Source organism: Leifsonia tongyongensis, from assembly GCF_010686705.1.
In the GTDB taxonomy this organism is placed as follows: domain Bacteria; phylum Actinomycetota; class Actinomycetes; order Actinomycetales; family Microbacteriaceae; genus Diaminobutyricibacter; species Diaminobutyricibacter tongyongensis.
Map to the genome: position 1 here is coordinate 32,418 of NZ_JAAGWY010000002.1, position 18,818 is coordinate 51,235.

General features: G+C 61.8%; 16 protein-coding genes. 7 read left to right on the top strand and 9 right to left on the bottom strand.

Annotated elements, in window-relative coordinates; all coding sequences use genetic code 11:
• Positions 1-25: 25 nt before the first annotated feature.
• The 3 genes from G3T36_RS08140 to G3T36_RS08150 form a co-directional block, all read right to left on the bottom strand.
• A complete protein-coding gene (locus G3T36_RS08140; RefSeq protein WP_205245040.1) occupies positions 26-1,417 on the bottom strand; it encodes a cytochrome ubiquinol oxidase subunit I in 1,392 nt (463 codons plus the stop codon).
• Positions 1,418-1,479: 62 nt separating this feature from the next.
• On the bottom strand, positions 1,480-1,983 hold the full coding sequence (locus G3T36_RS08145) for a hypothetical protein (RefSeq protein ID WP_163289190.1): 504 nt from the start codon (positions 1,981-1,983) through the stop codon (positions 1,480-1,482).
• Between the two features lie 70 nt (positions 1,984-2,053).
• On the bottom strand, positions 2,054-3,043 hold the full coding sequence (locus G3T36_RS08150; protein WP_163289191.1) for a DMT family protein: 990 nt from the start codon (positions 3,041-3,043) through the stop codon (positions 2,054-2,056).
• A gap of 134 nt (positions 3,044-3,177) precedes the next feature.
• Here G3T36_RS08150 and G3T36_RS08155 point away from each other — a divergent pair, with 134 nt between their 5' ends.
• Positions 3,178-3,579, top strand: a complete 402-nt coding sequence (locus G3T36_RS08155) for a helix-turn-helix domain-containing protein (RefSeq protein ID WP_163289193.1) — start codon at positions 3,178-3,180, stop codon at positions 3,577-3,579.
• A gap of 83 nt (positions 3,580-3,662) precedes the next feature.
• Here G3T36_RS08155 and G3T36_RS08160 read toward each other — a convergent pair whose 3' ends face one another.
• Positions 3,663-4,568 (bottom strand): alpha/beta fold hydrolase, encoded by a 906-nt coding sequence (locus G3T36_RS08160; protein WP_163289195.1) that lies wholly within the window; start codon positions 4,566-4,568, stop codon positions 3,663-3,665.
• A gap of 189 nt (positions 4,569-4,757) precedes the next feature.
• Between G3T36_RS08160 and G3T36_RS08165 the strand changes: the two genes are divergently transcribed.
• The 6 genes from G3T36_RS08165 (at position 4,758) to G3T36_RS08190 (ending at position 12,443) form a co-directional block, all read left to right on the top strand.
• A complete protein-coding gene (locus tag G3T36_RS08165) occupies positions 4,758-7,643 on the top strand; it encodes a helix-turn-helix transcriptional regulator (RefSeq protein ID WP_163289197.1) in 2,886 nt (961 codons plus the stop codon).
• Between the two features lie 36 nt (positions 7,644-7,679).
• A complete protein-coding gene (locus tag G3T36_RS08170; RefSeq protein WP_163289199.1) occupies positions 7,680-8,561 on the top strand; it encodes an enoyl-CoA hydratase/isomerase family protein in 882 nt (293 codons plus the stop codon).
• Between the two features lie 30 nt (positions 8,562-8,591).
• Positions 8,592-9,431, top strand: coding sequence for an alpha/beta fold hydrolase (locus tag G3T36_RS08175; RefSeq protein ID WP_163289201.1), 840 nt, complete (start codon positions 8,592-8,594; stop codon positions 9,429-9,431).
• A gap of 331 nt (positions 9,432-9,762) precedes the next feature.
• A complete protein-coding gene (locus G3T36_RS08180) occupies positions 9,763-10,248 on the top strand; it encodes a hypothetical protein (RefSeq protein ID WP_163289203.1) in 486 nt (161 codons plus the stop codon).
• Positions 10,245-10,673, top strand: a complete 429-nt coding sequence (locus G3T36_RS08185) for a hypothetical protein (protein WP_163289205.1) — start codon at positions 10,245-10,247, stop codon at positions 10,671-10,673. The genes G3T36_RS08180 and G3T36_RS08185 overlap by 4 nt, the downstream gene beginning before the upstream one ends.
• A 456-nt stretch (positions 10,674-11,129) precedes the next feature.
• Positions 11,130-12,443: a hypothetical protein gene (locus tag G3T36_RS08190; RefSeq protein ID WP_163289207.1), complete on the top strand. Its 1,314-nt coding sequence runs from the start codon at positions 11,130-11,132 to the stop codon at positions 12,441-12,443.
• 413 nt (positions 12,444-12,856) lie between these two features.
• On the opposite strand, the gene G3T36_RS08195 is transcribed toward G3T36_RS08190, so the two are convergent.
• The 5 genes from G3T36_RS08195 to G3T36_RS08215 form a co-directional block, all read right to left on the bottom strand.
• Positions 12,857-13,765 (bottom strand): sigma-70 family RNA polymerase sigma factor, encoded by a 909-nt coding sequence (locus G3T36_RS08195; RefSeq protein WP_205245041.1) that lies wholly within the window; start codon positions 13,763-13,765, stop codon positions 12,857-12,859.
• 360 nt (positions 13,766-14,125) lie between these two features.
• Entirely contained in the window at positions 14,126-14,503 is a 378-nt protein-coding gene (locus tag G3T36_RS08200; RefSeq protein ID WP_163289211.1) for a hypothetical protein, read from the bottom strand.
• Positions 14,500-16,473 (bottom strand): AAA family ATPase, encoded by a 1,974-nt coding sequence (locus G3T36_RS08205; RefSeq protein ID WP_163289213.1) that lies wholly within the window; start codon positions 16,471-16,473, stop codon positions 14,500-14,502. The genes G3T36_RS08200 and G3T36_RS08205 overlap by 4 nt, the downstream gene beginning before the upstream one ends.
• Entirely contained in the window at positions 16,460-16,684 is a 225-nt protein-coding gene (locus tag G3T36_RS08210; protein ID WP_163289215.1) for a hypothetical protein, read from the bottom strand. The genes G3T36_RS08205 and G3T36_RS08210 overlap by 14 nt, the downstream gene beginning before the upstream one ends.
• Complete coding sequence (locus tag G3T36_RS08215) at positions 16,684-18,747, bottom strand: DEAD/DEAH box helicase family protein (protein WP_163289217.1); 2,064 nt, start codon at positions 18,745-18,747, stop codon at positions 16,684-16,686. The genes G3T36_RS08210 and G3T36_RS08215 overlap by 1 nt, the downstream gene beginning before the upstream one ends.
• Between the last annotated feature and the right edge of the window lie 71 nt (positions 18,748-18,818).

Genomic DNA, 18,818 nt, shown 5'->3' on the forward strand with positions numbered 1-18,818 from the left:
GTCGGGTCGTGCGTAGTGGGTCGGGTCAGTATGTGAGCACCGGCGTGTCGGTATGGGTGTCGCTCTCAGCGTCCTCGTCGATCGGCTCGAGGTCGCGGCGCCCGTAGCGCAGCATCAGCACGACATCGAGCACGGCGAGGATGACGTAGACGACGAAGAACGCGGCGAGACTGATGATGAGGTCGGTGGCCGAGACGGTCGTCGAGGCTCCGTCGGCCGTCTTCATCAGCCCCTGCACGATCCACGGTTGTCGCCCGTTCTCGGTGAGGAACCAGCCGGCCGTGTTCATGATGAACGGGATGGGCACGGCCCAGGTCGCCAGGAACAGGAACGCGCGCGAGGTCGGCAGTTTTCGGCGCAGTGCTATCCACCCGCCCCACAGGGAGAACAGGAACACCAGCGTCCCGAGGTACGCCATCACGCGCATCGACCAGTACTGGATGAATACGTTCGGCACGTAGTTGCCCGGCCCGTACTGCTGGACCGACTGCTGCTGCAGTTCGTTCAGGCCGACCACTTTGCCGTCCCACGTGCCGGTCGCCAGCAGCGACAGCAGGTGCGGAACCTCGATGATCTGCGTGGGCGTCTCGTCGTTATTGCCGCCGCCGATCTGGAACAGCGAGAACGAGCACGGCTGGCACGTCGTCCACTGCGCTTCGGCGGCCGCGATCTTCATGGGCTGGTAGGTGGTCTCGATGACACCGAGGTGGCTGCCGACGCCGAGGGCGAGAGCGGATGCCGGCACCAGCACCACCAGCGACAGCACTGCGGAGGTCTTGAACAGCATCCGCCCCCGCCTGAGCTGCCACGCCGAGACGGCCAGCATCACGATCGCCCCGGTGACCAGCGAAGCGAGGATCACGTGGATGTAACCCCACACGAACACGCGGTTGGTGAACAGGTCGCCGATCGAATTGAGCACCGGGCGCCCGGTGGTCGAACTGGTCGCGTAGCCGACCGGATGCTGCATCCACGAGTTCGCGGCCATGATGAACGCCGCGGACAGCATCGCGCCTGCCGCCACCAGCCACACCGAGAGCAGGTGCACTCCGCGCGGCAGCACGTTCCAGCCGAAGATCCACAAGCCGAGGAAGGTCGACTCCAGGAAGAACGCGGCGAGACCTTCCATCGCGAGCGGTGCGCCGAAGACGTCGCCCACGAAGACCGAGTACTTCGACCAGTTCATGCCGAACTGGAACTCCTGCACGAGGCCGGTCACGACGCCGATGGCGACGTTGATCAGCAGGAGAGTGCCGAAGAATTTCGTGAGGCGCTTGTGGCGCGGGTCGCGGGAACGGAACCACGCAGTGTGGAGCAAGGCGACGAGAAAGGCCAGACCGATCGTGACCGGTACGAACAGGAAGTGGTAGATGCTCGTCGACGCGAACTGCAAGCGCGCCAGGTCCACCAGATTCACGTGGGCCAGTCTGCGCGCCTCCGCGAGCGGGTCGCAACGCCTTCAGCCGATCTCCTCGAAGATCACCCAGTTGTAGTGATTTTCAGCGCACGTGCTGCGATCTTTTCGGGCGTGAGATCGCTGTACTGAGGCTGCGCGCCGGTCAGCACGGGCACGTTGAGCAGGACGCCGGGATTGATTCCGGACTGGAAGTAGACCGGTACGAGCGACCCGGGAGTCGCGTTCAGGTTGGTGATGAGAACGACCGTGTTACCGGGGGTTCCCAGTTGAAGGGATGCGGCCGGATCCAGTGTCAGCTTCACGGACTCCGAACTCACATCGTGCTGTATCTGCACCGGGTGGGGCAGATAGTCCTTGTTCACGAGGGTGGCGACGAGATTGCCGACCTTGCCGGTCGTGGTGACGATGACGGCGTTGCCGACGAAGACCTTGCCGGTCGAGCCGCTGACGCCATCGCTCGTCTCCTTGATGTAGAGGGTGTCCTGGGGTGCAAAGAGATCACAACTGGTCAGCAGCGAAAGAACGGCTGTTGCGACCACGACACTTTTCAGGACTCGTGCTTTCATGTGCGACCCCGATCCACTCGGCGCCCAGTATTCACCCCTCGGCGTTCGACACGCCAGATGGATTCCGCCTCTATTGACTGAGTTGGTCTCGCAGGAGGGGTGCAATTCGTTGGGTCTTCGCACTGGGGTGTGTGACCGCGAGGCGACAGACTCCGACGATCGCGATCGCGGCAGCGCCCATGGAGAGCAGAACCACCCATGGTTGGGCGCTGGTGAATTCATGAAGAACCAGAGCCCCAACGGTCACGGCGACTATCGGATCAATGACGGTAAGCCCGGCCATGACCACGTCAGGAGTGCTCTGTGCGTAGGCGCGCTGGACCAGAGCAGATCCAACGAGCGCAGCAGTCGACAACCCGGCGACGCTCAACACGATCGGTAAGACTGCTGCTGCACTTGGCGGCTCATCGCTTTGCATGAGCGCTCCCACTCGGTCCATCGAGATCTTCGCAAGCGTTACAACCAGCCCGAAGAGAGCTCCGGCCCCAACGACAAAGAACATCGGCTTCAACGTCTCGCGAAAGACTGCATACGCGCCGGCGATGACCGCCAAGACCGCCGCAACGAGGCCCACGATTTCGTAGGCTTCAATGGCAGAGGCTGGACGGGGGCGAGTGACCAGGGCGGCGATGATCACGAAGATTGTGACGCCAACGCAGCACAGCGCGACCGCCCACCGCGCGGGCCCGCCGAGTGAAATCCGTGACACTTTCACGTTCAGGACTGACGCGAACACCAGCCCCGACACTCCGAGGGGCTGGACAACACTGATCGGCGCCAGATAGAGGCCGCACAGCTGAAACGTGATTGCGAGGCAGATGATCAGGGTCCCAGCAAGCCAACTCGGCTGACGCAGAAGGTTGGAGAGCCGGACAAGAACCGAACGAGGAACGTTTGTGGTCCTCGCCTGTACAGCGCTGACGCCACGATGCTGAAATTGCGCTCCTATCGCGAGCAGAAGTCCTGCGATGAGCGCCAGTGAAATGCCCAACATTTCCTGCGGAGAGGGGAACCCCACACGGCACCAGCTCTCCCGTTGTTGTCGCGCTTCCGCCTTCATCTATGGGACGAGCCTGTGCCCGTTTCATTACGTGGGTCCGAACAAATCTGTGGTCGCATCGCGGGATCGAGTGTTGCATAAATGCCACGGTTTGAGGCATAGTTGATCGTAGGACCGGAAAGGGAGTGGGCGCTATGGCCGCGGTAGATGTCTTCTGGGAGGACCTCCGAGAGGACTTGAAGGACCCGGAGTTCCTGCGCGAGTATGTCGCGAATTGGGTCCGAATCACGACCACCGACGCGATCGTCAACGCCCTCGACGATGCGCGTGAACACGCCGGCATGAGTAAGGCTGCGCTTGCGCGTGCCATCAATGCTGAGCCCAGTGCGCTTCGAAGGCTATTCGGTCGCGGCAGACGAGCGAACCCAACGGTTGGAACTGTCGCAGAGCTCGCTGCGGCACTCGGAATGCGACTGACCCTCGAGCCGCTTTCACTCGAGGAACGCGAGTCGACCACCAGACCCCTGTTGGATGGCGAAGTGCGAGACGCCCGAGCACTCGTCGAGCGTCTAGGAACTCCCGCTCTCGTTCAGTGACCGACTGATTCCACAGACAGCTTCACCAATAAGGAGAGGGTCGGCCCAGTCGGGCAGACCCTCTCCTTGTTGACCGATGCCGACTACTTGCCCTCGCCCACCGGCGCGAGGAAGTCGACGAGCAGCTCGTTCACACGCGCAGCCTTGTCGTGGTGCACCCAGTGGGATGCGTTCTCGAGGCGCTCCACGGCGACCAGGTTGGGCACATCCTCTGCGTGCGGCTCGGCGAGGTCGGCGCCGAGGTAGCGGTCGCCCTGACCCCAGATGACGAGGGTCGGTGCCGAGATCGGGAGAACCTTCTGCTTCGAGCCCAGCCGGACGGCCGCGCGGTAGTAGTCGATCATCCCTTTGACCGCGCCGGGCTGCGACCAGGCTTCGGTGTACCGATCTAGCTGTTGGTCGGTGTAGGCCGGGTTGGCGTCGAGGAACTCCTTGAAGAACTTCCAGTTGTCGCGTTCCGCGTGGCGCTCGGGCGACCCTTTGAGCTGGAAGTAGAAGAAGTACCAGCTCCTCCGCAGCTGACGCGGGTGCTTGAGTCCTTCGTTCAGCTTGCGCGGGTGCGCGGCGTTGAGGATGACGAGACGGTCGACCACCTCGGGGCTGTTCATGGCGAGCGTCCAGGCGACCGATCCGCCCCAGTCGTGTCCGATCACGGTTGCCTTCTCGCTTCCGAGCTCCCGGATGAGGGCCCGGATGTCGGCGGCCGGCTTGTCGGCGGTGTAGTCGGTGAAGTCACCAGGCTTCGACGAAAGGTTGTAGCCGCGAAGGTCCGGTGCGACAACGCGGAAACCCGCGTTTGCGAGCGGAGCGATCTGCTCGCGCCAGGTGTACCAGAATGCCGGGAAGCCGTGCAACAGCACGACGAGCGGCCCTTCGCCGGCTTCGACGTAGTGCAGGGTCACGTCGTCGCTGACCTTGGCGTAACCCTCGCGGAGGCCGGTGCCCGAGTCGATCGAGGCGGTGGTGAGGGTGGTGGTTGTGGTGTTCATTTCGAATCCCCTTTCAAGAGATTTCCTTGTTGATGGCACCGATCCTGCTCTTCAGGCACCGCCGTCGCGCCCGGGTAATACCCGGGTCTGCGCCCGGGTGGGCATCCGGAAACCCCGGGTGCCGGGCACCGGGCGAACCTTGCCAAGGGGAGACCGCGATCCCTAGTGTCGGAGCAGACGGTGAGTGCCATGACGAGTCATGATGAGGGCCGTGCACTGCGAGGCAGGCGCGTGGAATGCGAGGAGCTGGACCGGCTTCTCGCCGGCGCAGCTGCGGGCCACAGCGAGGTGCTGGTGCTCCGGGGCGAGGCGGGTGTCGGCAAGACGGCGCTGCTCGATTACGTCGTCCACCGCGCGGACGGCTTCGTCGTCGCGCGGGCCACCGGCGTGGAGTCGGAGGTCGAGCTCGCGTATGCCGTGCTCCTTCAGCTGTGTACGCCGTTTCTCGACCGCATCCGCCACCTTCCCGAACCTCAGCAGCAGGCGCTTGGCACGGCGTTCGGCTCGCGCACTGGTGAGCCTCCGGACCGGTTCCTCGTCGGGCTCGCGGTGCTCGGCCTCTTCGCGGAGGTGGCCGAGACCACGCCGCTTCTCTGTGTGCTCGACGACGCCCAGTGGATCGATACCGCCTCAGGTCAGACCCTGGCGTTCGTGGCCCGGCGCCTCGCTGCCGAACGGATCGGGATGGTCTTCGCCGTGCGGGATGCGGTGGCTGCGGATGCGCGCGACACGGATGCGCGTGGTACCGGTGCGCGCGACACGGATGCCCGTGGCAGGGGCACCCCGTCGGATGCGTTCGCCGGCCTCCCCGAACGCCACGTCCACGGTCTGGCCGACGCCGACGCATCCGCCCTCCTCGATTCGGTCATCGTCGGGCCGCTCGACGATCGCGTGCGCAGCCGGATCATCGCCGAAGCGCGCGGAAACCCTCTCGCCCTCCTCGAACTGCCCCGCGACCTGGATGCGGCCGAGCTCGCGTTCGGCATCGGCTCGGTCGACCGTGCCGCTCTCACCGGCCGGATCGAGCGCGGCTTCGCCCGGCGTCTGGATGCGCTTCCCGAGCCGACCCGTCAGCTGATGCTGATCGCAGCCGCCGAACCGTCCGGAGACGTGACGGTGCTGTGGCGGGCCGCTGCGCTGCTCGGGATTCCGGCGGATGCAGTCGAGCCGGCGCAGGAGGCCGGGCTGCTCGAACTCGGTGCGCGGGTCCGCTTCCGCCATCCGCTGATGCGTTCGGCCGTCTACCGGGCGGCCTCTGAACGGGACAGGCGGAGGGCGCACGAGGTCCTGGCCGAGGCGATGAGCGGCGACGCGGATTCCGACTACCTCGCGTGGCACCGGGCCGCGGCCGCTGCCGGCCTGGATGAGGGCATCGCCGCCGAGCTCGAGGGCTCCGCCGTCCGGGCGCAGGCGCGCGGCGGATGGGCGGCGGCTGCTGCGTTCCTGACCCGGTCCATGGAGCTGACCCCGGACCCCCGGGAGCGCGCTCGACGTGCGCTCGCCGCTGCCAATGCCCGACTGCAGGCCGGCGCGACAGACGCGGCACACGCCATGCTCGCGATCGCCTCGGCCGGACCGCTCAGCGACCTCGACGATGCCCGGGCGCAGCTGCTCGCTGCCGAGATCGCCTTCGCGTCGACGCGCGGTCGGGATGCTCCGTCACTTCTGCTCCGGGCGGCGAAGAGGTTCGAACCGCTGGATGCCGACGTTGCACGCGAGACCTACCTCGACGCCTTCACGGCAGCGCTCTTCGCCGGGCGGCTGGCCGACGGCGGAGGTGCGCTCGACGACGTGGCGCACGCGATCATCGACGCGCGCTGGAAGGACGCGGGGGACGAGCATCCGTCGGCGTGCGAGCCGTTGCTCAATGGATTCGCGGTGCTCGTCACGAGTGGGTACGCATCCGGAGTCCCGCTGCTCCGCGGCGCGCTCGATGCCATGCGAAGCGATCCGCTGAGCGACGCGGACGCCCTGCGGTGGCTCTGGCCGGCCGCGCGGGCTGCGCGCGCGATGGGCGACGATACGAGCTGGCTCGAGCTCACGGACCGACTCGTCCGGCTCGCGCGGGGGAGCGGCGCGCTCGCCATGCTGCCGATCGCCCTCACCGAGCGCTTCACCGTCGAGCTTTTCACCGGGGATCTCCCGGCTGCGCTGGCGCTCGCTGCCGAGGCGGATGCAGTGACCGAGGCCACCGGCACAGCCCTGAGTCCGCACATCGCGTTTCTGCGGGCGGCCTGGGGTGGCGGCGAGACCGAAGCCCGTGCGCTGCTCGAGGCCGCCCGCGCCGATGTCGCCGCGCGCGGCGAGGGCCTCTTTCTCATGGGGACGGAGCTGACGACCGCCGTGTTCCTCAACGCCTTCGGGCGGTACGACGAGGCTCTCGTGACGGCCGAGCGCGCTGCGGAGCATCCGTTCGAACTGGGCCTGTCGACGTGGGTGTACCCGGAGCTGATCGAGGCGGCGGTGCGCAGCGACCATGCGGATCGCGGGGCTTCCGCGCTGGGTCGCCTGGAGGAGATCGCTCGCGTGAGTGACACCGACTGGTCACTAGGGGTCCTGGCGCGGTGTCGCGCCCTGCTTGCCGGCGATTCTCTGGCCGAGGATTTGTATCGCGAGTCGATCGAGCGCCTGGGTCGCACATCCATTCGTATGGCGCTCGCGCGCACGCGCTTGCTCTACGGCGAGTGGCTGCGCCGCGGCGGACGGCGAATGGATGCGCGCGAGCAGCTGCGCGCGGCCCACGAGTTCTTCCGCGAGGCGGGAATGGAAGGGTTCGCGGAGCGGACACGGCACGAGCTGGCGGCGACCGGTGAGACCGTGCGCGCCCGCTCGGTCGACACCGCCAACCAGCTGACCGCGCAGGAGACGCTCATCGCGCGCCTCGCCGCGGAGGGCCGGAGCAACCCCGAGATCGGGGCGCAGCTGTTCATCAGCCCGCGCACCGTCGAGTGGCATCTCGGCAAGGTGTTCACCAAGCTCGGCGTCGCCTCGCGGCGGGGGCTGCGAGGTTCTGTGGTGGCGCCGGCCGGGCCGGGGCTGGGGGCGGTTCCGGTGGATGCGCGGCGGGCGCCCTGACCGGCGGCGCCGCGACCTTGAGGGTTCGGAGGAATTATGACAACGCAGGAGCCTGTCGAGCTGGAGCCCCCACAAGGCGAGACGTTGCGCGTTCGCCGCGACGGCGGGGTACTCACGGTGGTGATCGCGGCGCCGCCGATGAACCTCCTCGGACCCGAACTGGTGCGCGATCTGGTCTCGCTCATCCAGTGGGCCGAAGCGGATGAGGGCGTTCAGGTGCTCGTCTTCATGAGCGCCGATCCCGACTACTTCATCTCGCATGTGGACGTCACGCAGATCGCCGCCTACCGGGCGGAGGCCGCGCGGCTGACGGGTGAAGCATCCATCGCTCTCCTGTTCCGGTACCTGAGCGCGAGCCGCCTCGTCTCGATCGCGCAGATCGAGGGGCGGGTCCGTGGAGCGGGCAGCGAATTCGTTCTGGCGTGCGACATGCGTTTCGCCGCTCTCGAGACAGCGATCTTCGGTCAGTTCGAGGGTGCGTTCGGACAACTCCCCGGCGGTGGCGCCGCGCAACACCTGACCAGGCTGCTCGGTCGCGGGCGCGCACTTGAGGTGATGTTGAGCGCAGACGACTACTCGGCCGAGCTCGCCGAGCGGTACGGCTGGATCAACCGAGCGATTCCCGGCGACCAGCTGTCTTCTTTCGTGCAGAGGCTCGCTCAGCGGATCGCGGGGTTTCCTGCAGCGGGACACGTGGCGATCAAGGAGCGCGTCAATGCGATCGCGCTGGCGCCGGTTGAGGATTTTCGGTTCGACTCGGATCAGTTCGGTGAGGGTGCGCGGACGCCTGAGGCGCAACGCTTGTTCGCTGCGGCGCTCGGGGCTGGGTTCCAGCAGCGCGAGACGGAGCTGGATCTGGGGGAGTGGCTGGGCGACCTTCCTGCCGCGGAGGGCGGCGACAGTTCCGATCAGAAGTAGTATTTCCGACCCGAAGAAGGGGGTTCAACGATGACCACGTCATACACGACCGCCAAGACGCAACACGTGCAGGCGGCCGACGGCATTGACTACGCGTACCGCGAGGTCGGCGAGAAGGAGTTGCCGCTTGTGCTCTTCCAGCATTTCCGCGGCAACCTGGACAACTGGGATCCTGCGCTCATCGACGCGCTGGCCGCTGGTCGTCGCGTCGTCACGTTCGACAATGCGGGCGTCGCGGGGTCGTCCGGGCAGACGCCTTCGACTGTGGAGGCGATGGCGCAGCACGCGCTCGCGTTCCTGGACGCGCTCGACCTCGGGCGGGTCGATCTGCTCGGGTTCTCGCTCGGAAGTTTCGTTGCGCAGGAGATCACCCTGACACGGCCCGAGCTGGTTCACCGTCTGGTGCTCGCTGCGGCAGCGCCGAAAGGTGCTGCCGGGATGCACGGCTGGGCGCCCGAGGTCATCATGGCGATCGGCGGCCGCGGCCTCAATCCCCAGGGGTACCTCGATGTGTTCTTCGGGCATGAGGATGCGAGCCGCCAGGCCGGCCAGCAGGCGTTCGGGCGGATGCAGGCGCGGACTGCTGATCGTGACGCACCGACGACGTGGGCGACGCGGCTGGCGCAGTACGACGCGGTGGTGAGGTGGGGCATCCCGAATCACGCGGCGCTGGAGCGGTTGTCGGCGATCTCGGTGCCGACGCTCATCGGGAACGGCGACAGCGACCCGATGATCTTGCCGCACTACTCGTATCTGCTCGCCGGGTTGATTCCGGGTTCGCAGGTGAAGCTGTACCCGCATGCTGCGCATGGGTTCCTGTTTCAGCACCACGAGGAGTATGCGGCGGACGTCGCGGCGTTCCTCGGGTAGGGCACGTTGAGGTCGGAGGCGGCGTCTGGCGGCCAACAAGTGAGCAGCCAGAAGCCTCATGAATACGATGCGAGCCGCCGTTTGACTGATGGCCCCAGCGTTTTCAGCACTAGCAGGGAGATACCCCTGGCTCCTCAGATGTTCCCCGCTCTGGGAGCGCTCCACCGGCCAAATTGTCTGGGCTGGCGCTGATGTGGCCGAGAGGCGCCGAGTAGAGACCAGGCCCCTGAATCCCACCGACCCTTGGTTCCAAGTCTGCGGTGCCCAACGAACATAGTCGAATCTCGTCGAAGTAGCGCTAGGGCGGCGACCGACCGATAATCTGTCACGTATGACCGCGACACCGCCGATGAAGGAGCGACGCAAGACCCGCTCTCGACGTGGTCAGGCGTCATGGAAGTTTTTTTACGAGTGGGTGATCGTGGCAACCTTTCCTATCACTTTGCCACTGCTCATAATCTTCCTCCTAACGAAATCGCCCCCTGAGATTGCTCTGCCGACGGTGGCTATTTCCGGATATGCGATAGCGATTACCTATGCGTTTCTCTTCAATCTCGAGGCGGATCACTGGCAGGATTCAGGCTCGCATCCGAGAGAACTGCTTGGCCGGGCCTTTCGATCCATGAGATTGCTTATCGTCATTTTCTCGGCAATCTTTATCGCGTTGGCGGCTCTGGTCGACGACGTGCCAGTTCTGGCGAGTTACATTCAATCGGGAATTGTATTTTTATGGTCATTCAATTTCGCAGTAGCCGCGGTTGTCCTTGCTGCTGCCTCGGTGATATTTCGGCCCTACAGGAAACAGGTCACTAAATGAACTGGGCGGTCGTCTTAGCAACAACACTTTCGGCACTGTTGCCGGTGGCATCTGTTGCCTTGGTGGGCCGCGCCGCGCAGCTTACCTTGGCGGCCCGTACTGCCCGGAACAAGAAAGCGATGTTGCCCTCAATCAGTCAAGTGACTTTCGCACTCGAGCACGCAATCACTGAGGCCGCGGCCGCACGCGAACGATTGGGAGCAGAGGAATCGGTGTCGCTTGGCGAGCTGGATGTTCGCGAGCTCCGCACGTACGTTGCCCAAATCGAGTTAACGGACCGGCTCGAGACAGATGCGCAAAAGCTCTCTCTCCTTTTGGAGAAGTATTCCTCGCTCGAAGGGCCCGACGAACTCGCTGCACTGATTCGTGAGTCCGATGGGATCTCGGCTCAAATCAGAGAACTGGGTTCGAGCGACAGGGCATAAAGGCTTTGGTCGCACTGATCGCAAGGAGTGCGGGAGTCGCAGGCCATGGGCACCGACCCATCGATCGCCAGCGACTGGGGCACGGGCTCCACCGCGAGCTGCGCAACCCCGTCGGCCGTGATGTGTACCAGTCCGCAGTGGTAGAAGCCAACCTGGTCCGCCGTCGTTTACGCGCGCATGCCGAGGTCGGAGCTCGGCCCCCCGGAGATCTACACGGTTCTCTGGCTGTGTGCGATGTGTTTTGGGTCTGCCGACAAGACGGTCGTCGCGCGTCCTAGCGATTACTGTTGGCCGTGCGGTTTGCGTACGCACGCTCCCTCCAAGGGCACCTCGCGACGGTTTGCATGCCGGTCAGAGGGCATTTCGCACGGTATGCTCGTGGCCATGCCGGAGTCGCGTTTGCCCTTTGCGAAACAGTTGAGCCCCAACCAAATCGATCTGCGCGAGTTACTAACGATGGCAAGCACATATTCGGGCAACAGGAATGAATTGCACGCTGCCATAGGTAGAAGGTTCTTTTCCAAACCCAATGACCCGCACAATGAGGTCAAGTCAGGAGGCAATGCCTTCCTCGCTCTTCGAGCTCATGGTCTGGTTAGTGGTAATGAGTCGTTCGTGCTGACACCTTTGGCGGAGAGGTTGCTCGGGACGCGATCGGAAGGCGAGCTACACGCAATTTTCGCGACGCACCTACTTCTGGAGCACCAAGGGATTCAGTTGGTCGAGGTCGTAGAGTCTCTCCAGGCACGAGGAGAGCGTGTTACTGCTAGCCGCGTTGCGCGGGACCTTACTGCGATCGGTGTCTATCCGGGCGGAAAATCCGGTGAGAATATCAACCCGATGAGGCTTTGGCTTGCGAAAGCCGGCGTGTTTACCCAGGACTGGACGATTAGCGAGTCGACCCTGAAAGGCCTGATCGGCGCGACTGCAGGGGAACTAGCTGTCTTGACTGCGCTGCCTCTGACACAGCAAGCGCTGTTGCGGGCTATGGCGACTGTGACGGATGTGCCGCCTCTAAGCGGCGCGATGCTTCGGGCGCTTGCGGAGCTGCAGACACCAGGCCTCGACATCGACGCCAAGAGGTTCGCGCCTTCGACTTTGAGGAGTCTGGAGGACGGCGGCTGGATCGACGTGACAAAGTCGACGAGCGGTCGAGGCGCGAAATCCCATCAGGTTGTGCCAACTCAGAAATTCAGAAGCATGATCGCTGAGCCGCTGATGAACGTGGTAATTGAGCAGGTCCATCTTCAGGACCCCACTGCACTTCGTCGGCCAATTCGTGACCTTCTTGCGGTCGTGAACGATAAGGCTCGCTCGAATCACGAGCGAGGATTGGCACTTGAAGGTGTGTGTATTCAGGTGGCTCGTGTCGCGGGCGCCCGATTCCTAAGCTGGCGACTCCGTAGTGAAGATACTGAAGGTGCGGAGGTTGATGTTGTTGCCGAATCAGTGCACGCGCCTTACCAAATAATGCAGATCCAAAGTAAGGCGTCGGCCATCAGCGGCAGAGAGGTAGTAGACAGGGAAGTCGGTGTCTCCGCGGCGTTGAAGAGTAATGTCATCTTGTTCGTGAGCTCCAAGAGTGTCGGACCCGCCGCCCGGAGCGCGGCCAACGCACACATGCGCGAATCTTCACTGTCAATCCTCTTCCTTGCTGGGAGCGACCTAGTAGACGCGAGGTTGGGGGCTGCGCTCAGTCGAGAATGGGAACAAGTACGGCGTGTTCGCTCCTATCGCGGCCGTGAGAGGGCCAAAGCGCTCGGCGCGTGATCATCGAGTACCGGTGGCCGAGCTGAGCTCCAGGGCAGTCGAGGTTCTTGTCTCGGCTTGCGAGGGAGTGTCCGCAATCGCCGATCTTCCTGGTCGTCCTCGGTCGAGCCGAGGACGAAAATAGTCACTTGGCTGAGACGGTTTCCCGGCTCGTTTGTTGCTTAGTACGTCATAGCCTGCGGGCATAGTTCCCTGTCGTCGACCGGACGTGACAACACCTTGGCCATCGCTGGCGATTCGGCAATTATCGCGAGGCCTACGGGAACCGATGGTTCGCGTCGTAATGAAAAATGTAGGTGCTCACATTGTCGAAGTAGTAGTTCAATCCGCGCGCGGTCGCGCCCACTGATGTTCATCAACGATTGACCGCGGAGTGCCGCAGTTGGCTCATGGCGTCGAATAGTCCTGGCTATTCAAAGGTCCGGAGCAATTTGGAACCTTGCTCGTTTCGCCGCTTTGGTCTCAATTTGGCGAATGCGCTCTCGTGTCAACCCTTGACAGGCTCCGATCTGTTCCAACGTCTGTGGGTCGCCCCCATCGAGTCCATGACGCAGCGCGAAAACTTGCGCCTCCTTTTCGCTCATCGTTCCGAGCACCATGTCAAGCAGCCTCTTCAAGTCGAGTCGATTTTCAACGGAAAGGAACACATCTTCGCCGTCGTCAACGATTTCCTCCCCGAGTTCATCACGAATGTATTCGAGCGAGAAAACATCTTCGCTCCACGATCGCAACGACGTAACTAAGGACTCTCCAAGACCCGAAACGCCCGAGATCTGTGAGGTGTTCGCCGTTTCTGGCGATCCTGACTCCAGTACCCTCCGCGCCGCTTGCACCTTTCGCAGGTGATCCACGACGTGTACCGGCAATCGAATTGTCCTGCCCAGATCGGCTATGGATCGGGATATCTGTTGGCGGATCCACCACGTTGCATATGTGGAGAACTTGTAGCCCAGCTTGTAGTCAAACTTCTGAATTGCGCGTATAAGGCCGAGGTTCCCTACTTGAATTAGGTCGGCCAACTCCAACCCTTGGCCCTGGTAGCTTCGGGCAATGTTGGCTGCGAGCCGAGTATTCGCAAGAAGCATCGTCTCGTTTGCCCGTGCACCATCTCGGACTAGCCAACGCAACAATGGCTCGTCGTCCGAGTGAAGATCGTGGCTCACCTCGAGTCGCTCTTTCGCAAACAGACCCGACTCGATCCTCATGCTCAAGGCGATTTCTTCCTTGGCCGAAAGCAGTTCGACTTGGGTGATCTTTCGGAAGTATTCGTCGATGCCAATTGACGTATCGGCGAGTTCGTCCCCGCCATCATCGTGCTGCAAGAAATCATTGTATAAAGGCCGAAGAAGATCGCCATCGTATACAAGTTCGTCGGTGTCGTCCTTAGCAATTGACCGGCGGTATGGCCATTCGATACTTACGCGCGAAAGCTCTAACCGCGCTTGATCGAGCATCCACCTCTTAAGGATGGCTGCGTTAGCCGGCCGTTCCCAGTCATACGGTTTGCTGTGTATAACACCTCGTAGTCGGTTTCTCCCCTCGGCCAAGACGCGCTGTAGATCGGCTTGAGCGAGAAGCGGGTGTCGCACCGGAGGGCCGTGCGGGTCGTCCGAGTTGGAGTGCTCGTGAAGAGATGTGGCGTCGTCAAGCGTCAAGCGGATGCTCCATATCGGCAGAGCTGGCTAGTCTGCCCCGGCGATGAATATCTCCGAGAGGGACAACCCATGCTTCAGCTGTGCGCCAACATGCCTCAATCCCGCTTCACCGCAAGATCTCAGAGCCCTGACCGGCTCGTCTGTTGGGACATACCACTCAGCCAGCTTGGCCCATTCGGAGATAGCTCCGCTCCCGCGGTTCCACTTTGTAGGGCCGGTCGGCCCTAAGTCGGTGACCGGCTCGAGTTCAAGCGCGAGAGCAAGGGCCGCGCAGGCCAAGAAGGCAGCGAGCTCTGTCGAAAAGTACCCCAAGCCCTTGGTCAATTCATCGAGGATTGGCTGGCCTTGCAGCGAAACGGCGATTGTGGTGCTGTCTCGTTCTCGTCCTTCATCGGCCTCGCTCATGCCGGGACCACCTGTGAGTTGTTGGCCGAGATCCGCTCAATTACGAATTCTCGGCCGATCTTCCCTCCGAGCAGCTCGGCATCAGTAGCCGGATCATACTCGCCAGACTGTACAAAGATGATGGCCTGGGTGGGCATCGAAGCAACCCACCTCAGAATTGAGGCTCGATGGCCTTTGTCGAGCCTGCCCAAAGGCGTGTCCATCACCATCGGGGCGTCCGCCGAGAGCTTTGAGAGTGCTCCGATAAACGACATCGTAAGCACTTGGTTTGCACCAGCGGAAATGTTGTTCATCGGCCGGCCGTCGTCATCCAGCACCGCCAGCGAGTAATCCTCTCTGAGTAAAACACCGGTGTAGTCCTTCTCCGTGGTCAACGTCCGGAAGATCTCACTTGCCTGGCTTTCGATCTGCGCGCGCATGGACGATCTAAATTCCTCGAATGAATTCCCGACGACTTCCACAGCCTCGCTGTAAACCTTCATGCGCTTACGATCGAGCGGGTCAACCTCGGGGAGTTTCCCGATCTCGCTACGCAGCTCGGTACGTCGAGCACGCAGGATTCGCGTGTCCTCCTCGGCCTTCTCGATGTCCTGACCGTACTCCGCTAACTTGTCCTTTTCGCTGCGGCGCTGAGCCTCCAAGGACGCAATTTCCAGGTTGCTCCCGCCGAGAATCTCGTCCAATCCACGAATCTCCGAGCGCTTTCGGTCCAGGCGCATTTTGAGACGGCGGATGTCATCTTCGATATCGACGATCCGCTCTTGCAGAGCAGTTCCTCCCGCGAAATCTGCCAACCGCGACATTTCAAGTTGCACCCCCTCGAGATCGGTCTGGCCATTAAGCTCATCAAGTCGAGCCAGAACTGCCGCTTCCCTGGCATCCAAGTCAGCTAGGTGGTCATGTGGCATGAGTTGACCACAGCTTTGGCAATGCGAATCACCGCGTTGGTTCTCCAACGCCTCGAGTTGGACCGAGAGCCGGATGCGCTCGGTTTCGATTCCCCGTGCTTGCTGAAGCTTGTTAGCGGCGATGTCGGACTTCGCTCGAAGTCGCTTCGCTAGCGGGAACCACCAATTCTTGTCGGCATAGCCGCTGAGCTGCAACCGATAGTCCTCAAGGTCTCGTGTGTCGATTTCGACCTCGCGCTCGAGGCTCTTGCGCCGGTAAAAGCTCTCCCGAATATCAGCAGCGCTTTCTAGCTCAGCATCGAGGCGCTCGATGGAAAGGCGCAATACTTCTTGAGCACTCGTTAGTTCCGCCACATCGCGGCTCTTGACCCCTAACAATTGCTCAATTTCAGCCAACTCGTTTTGGAGCTCAACAGCCTTTTTGCTTCCCTTAGCGATCTTTTGGATCTGGTAAGAAAGCGTTGCCAGAATGTCGTCGAGATCAGTCTTGAGGGCAGCCAGAAAGGGGAGTCCGAGTGCCCGTTCGACTTGGTCGCGTACGAATCTCCGTGTTGACTCCTTGTCTTCTCGTAGCCGTTCTTCGAATCGATTCAACATCTCGCCGTCAAAGAAGTAGAAGTCGGAAATCTGTTCGCTAAGAATGCCGTCCAGAATGTCACGGATATTCTTCTCGGCAACGGCTGTCTTTCCTGCAACTAGCATCGATACTTTTACCGACTCAACGTGTGTCTCTCCGAAGCTGTTGGTCGTGGCGCGGCCAGACCTAGTTAACTCAAACTGCTCGCCCCTATGCTCGGCCTTCATTGAGACCTCGAAATCTGCGGAGTTTAGTTCGAGCGCGCCCCAATTGACCATTCGGCTGAGCTCGAAAGGCGTTCGGCCATCCTGCTGCTTCATTGCCCCGTACATGCACCACACGATTGCTCGGAGAAGTGACGTCTTTCCCCGCATGTTTTCGCCCCTGATCAAAACGACCGGCGCTTCTGGACTGACATCCAACGGTAGGGTATGAGCGCCCTCATACGGTCCCCAGTTGAGTAGTCCCAGTTCAAGAATCTTCATTAGTGACCTCCGGTACTAGGCGCGCGTATTCGTCAAGGATTTCCGTCAATTGGGCAATTGTCCGACGGCGATCACCGAGCTGGCTTTGGCTGTCCCACGCGACATTGACCAAGCGTTCCCAGGCTTCCGGCGGCAGCAAGCCCGATGAACTCTTGCTTGCATCGCTCATAGCCTTTAGCGCGATCATTCGAGGCGACGTGTTTTCGGCCATCACTGATCCCTCTCTGTTAGGTCGTCTTCAAGGTCGCCGGAAATGGATCTTTTGTCTGAGACTTGCCCCATCGCGGCCCGCAATTGTTCAAGATAGCGGGACGGACTGACGTTCATGGAATGAACCGCGAATTCCTCGGCGCGGTCAACTTCCCCTTTCGAAACGGGAACTCCGTCCGCGTCTAGCACGAGAATGTCAAAGAGGTGCGCAAAGTACTTGCCCGGGCTTCGCCTGAGAACTCGACCCCGGCGCTGTATATACTCGCGGGGGTTGGACGAAGAGGCGAGAATCATCGCCTTGTTTATCAATGGAATGTCCACTCCCTCGTCCAAGCATTTGATTGCCAGAAGAACACCGCCGCGTAGTTGGAAGTAATCGAGGGTTGCCGTCTGCTCGCTTGACACCTGGGAGTGGTATTCAAGCAAAGGAAGGCCGAGAGACTCAAGCTCGCGCCGCACACCGTGCAGGTGATTGATATCTGCGCAATAGATGAGCCATCGATCGCCTTCACGGTACTCATCGGCTAGGACCGAATATGCAACTTCGGACTTGCGTGCGGCGCTCTTCAAGATTCGGGAACGTTGAATGAGCATCAGCTTTGTCTGCTCAGAGACCACGCCGTCGTCTCGCGCCAGCGCGCGCGCAATCTTGTCGGTCCAAGTATCCCAGGCCTCTTGCTCCAGATCATTTAGCGAACAAGACCGGATCTCGTACTCGTACGGAACCAGGACACCCGCTGCGAGCGCCTCACCGATCCCAAATCTGGGCTCCAGGACATCGCCGAAATACTCAAAGAGTGCCTGTGTACCCAGAGGATCCCCGAATCGCTCGGGTGTGGCGCTGAGTCCAAGGCGTGCTCCAGCATCGATTAGTTGCATGATCGATTTAGTATCGGGAGCGCCGATCGTGTGCACCTCGTCGGCGACAACAAGAAGGTGGTCGCCACCGACCGATCGGTTCACGAAATCAGCGCCAGTTGCCGATTGATACGTGCTCAGGACGATACGCGGCCCTGCCTCGAGATCGTCTCTCAGGTAATCGCGTAACCGCTGTACCCACACGGCTTTGGGGTGCGCGGCACCCACCATGAGCACCGGGATCGTCGGCAGGAGTACAGACAATTCGTCTGCCCACTGGTCGTGTAGGAGGCGAGTTGGAACCAGGATCAAAGCCGGTCGTCCGTCAGCCGTCCACTCTCGGATGGCCTCCAAAGCCGTCCGCGTCTTACCCCCGCCGGTTGCAAAGGCAACAATCCCTCGGTGACCAGCCAATCTCCACGACTCCAGAACTTCGTCTTGATACTGGCGTAGTTCGAGATTCGATGCCGAGCCTCCGCCATTCAAGACTGCCTTGAACTCTTCAAGAATCTGGTCGATTGGCTCCGGGGGCAGTGTGCCGATTACGAGGTCGCCGGCTTCCGCGGCTGGGGTAACAACGAGCCCACGTCGGTTGCCCTCCCACAACTCGTCGAAGTCGAGTGCCATTTGCTCGCATCGTTCGGTGTCGCGATCCAACCAGCTTCGGAAGGCAATTATCTGCTCGTGGTTTCCCCGACCTGACCAGGCCGCAGCCGACTCGTTAGCGCTGCCGGAAAAGACGATCGTTCGGCCGGACGCCTCGCGAAAGATTCCCAACTTATTGTGAAATAGCCCATTGCCGTATTGCGGAACAATGAACTTGAGGTCCAGGGCACCGCATGCGATTAGCGCACTCAGGCACTTCGCCGCACTGACTTCTCTCGAACTTCCATGTGCTAACGCTCGCAATGAGGCTTGCGCGATTGCCGCGGTTGCGGGTTGTTCGCGCAGCGGAAGTTCAGCGACAGCCTCCGCGTCAGCGGCCGTGAGGTAGGGCGAGCATAAGATCCGCATCTTTCCACCGCGAGCCACGAAATCGGTAAACGCGAGGGGAATAAGTGCGAAAAGGGAGGACGAAAAGTAGCCGACCGCGCGGTCGTATTCGATTGCTCTGGCCATCGTCGGCGCATAGAAATCTTGGAGCATTTGATCTGTACTCGTTGAATAGCTATTTGCAATTTCTAGATCCGCGAAGCCACCGGACACTTGCCCCAAAATGGATCCCTTCTGCTCACTCAGGACGTAGCTGCCTGATCACGCTTTAGGTCGTGAAGACG

What these genes read in the sequence shown, in the direction of transcription:
- G3T36_RS08175 (WP_163289201.1), top strand. Translation starts at nt 8,592, where the DNA reads ATGACCACGTCATACACGACCGCCAAGACGCAACACGTGCAGGCGGCC.
- G3T36_RS08190 (WP_163289207.1), top strand. Translation starts at nt 11,130, where the DNA reads ATGGCAAGCACATATTCGGGCAACAGGAATGAATTGCACGCTGCCATA.
- G3T36_RS08185 (WP_163289205.1), top strand. Translation starts at nt 10,245, where the DNA reads ATGAACTGGGCGGTCGTCTTAGCAACAACACTTTCGGCACTGTTGCCG.
- G3T36_RS08145 (WP_163289190.1), bottom strand. Translation starts at nt 1,983, where the DNA reads ATGAAAGCACGAGTCCTGAAAAGTGTCGTGGTCGCAACAGCCGTTCTT.
- G3T36_RS08165 (WP_163289197.1), top strand. Translation starts at nt 4,758, where the DNA reads ATGACGAGTCATGATGAGGGCCGTGCACTGCGAGGCAGGCGCGTGGAA.
- G3T36_RS08200 (WP_163289211.1), bottom strand. Translation starts at nt 14,503, where the DNA reads ATGAGCGAGGCCGATGAAGGACGAGAACGAGACAGCACCACAATCGCC.
- G3T36_RS08205 (WP_163289213.1), bottom strand. Translation starts at nt 16,473, where the DNA reads ATGAAGATTCTTGAACTGGGACTACTCAACTGGGGACCGTATGAGGGC.
- G3T36_RS08180 (WP_163289203.1), top strand. Translation starts at nt 9,763, where the DNA reads ATGACCGCGACACCGCCGATGAAGGAGCGACGCAAGACCCGCTCTCGA.
- G3T36_RS08155 (WP_163289193.1), top strand. Translation starts at nt 3,178, where the DNA reads ATGGCCGCGGTAGATGTCTTCTGGGAGGACCTCCGAGAGGACTTGAAG.
- G3T36_RS08150 (WP_163289191.1), bottom strand. Translation starts at nt 3,043, where the DNA reads ATGAAGGCGGAAGCGCGACAACAACGGGAGAGCTGGTGCCGTGTGGGG.
- G3T36_RS08160 (WP_163289195.1), bottom strand. Translation starts at nt 4,568, where the DNA reads ATGAACACCACAACCACCACCCTCACCACCGCCTCGATCGACTCGGGC.
- G3T36_RS08210 (WP_163289215.1), bottom strand. Translation starts at nt 16,684, where the DNA reads ATGGCCGAAAACACGTCGCCTCGAATGATCGCGCTAAAGGCTATGAGC.
- G3T36_RS08170 (WP_163289199.1), top strand. Translation starts at nt 7,680, where the DNA reads ATGACAACGCAGGAGCCTGTCGAGCTGGAGCCCCCACAAGGCGAGACG.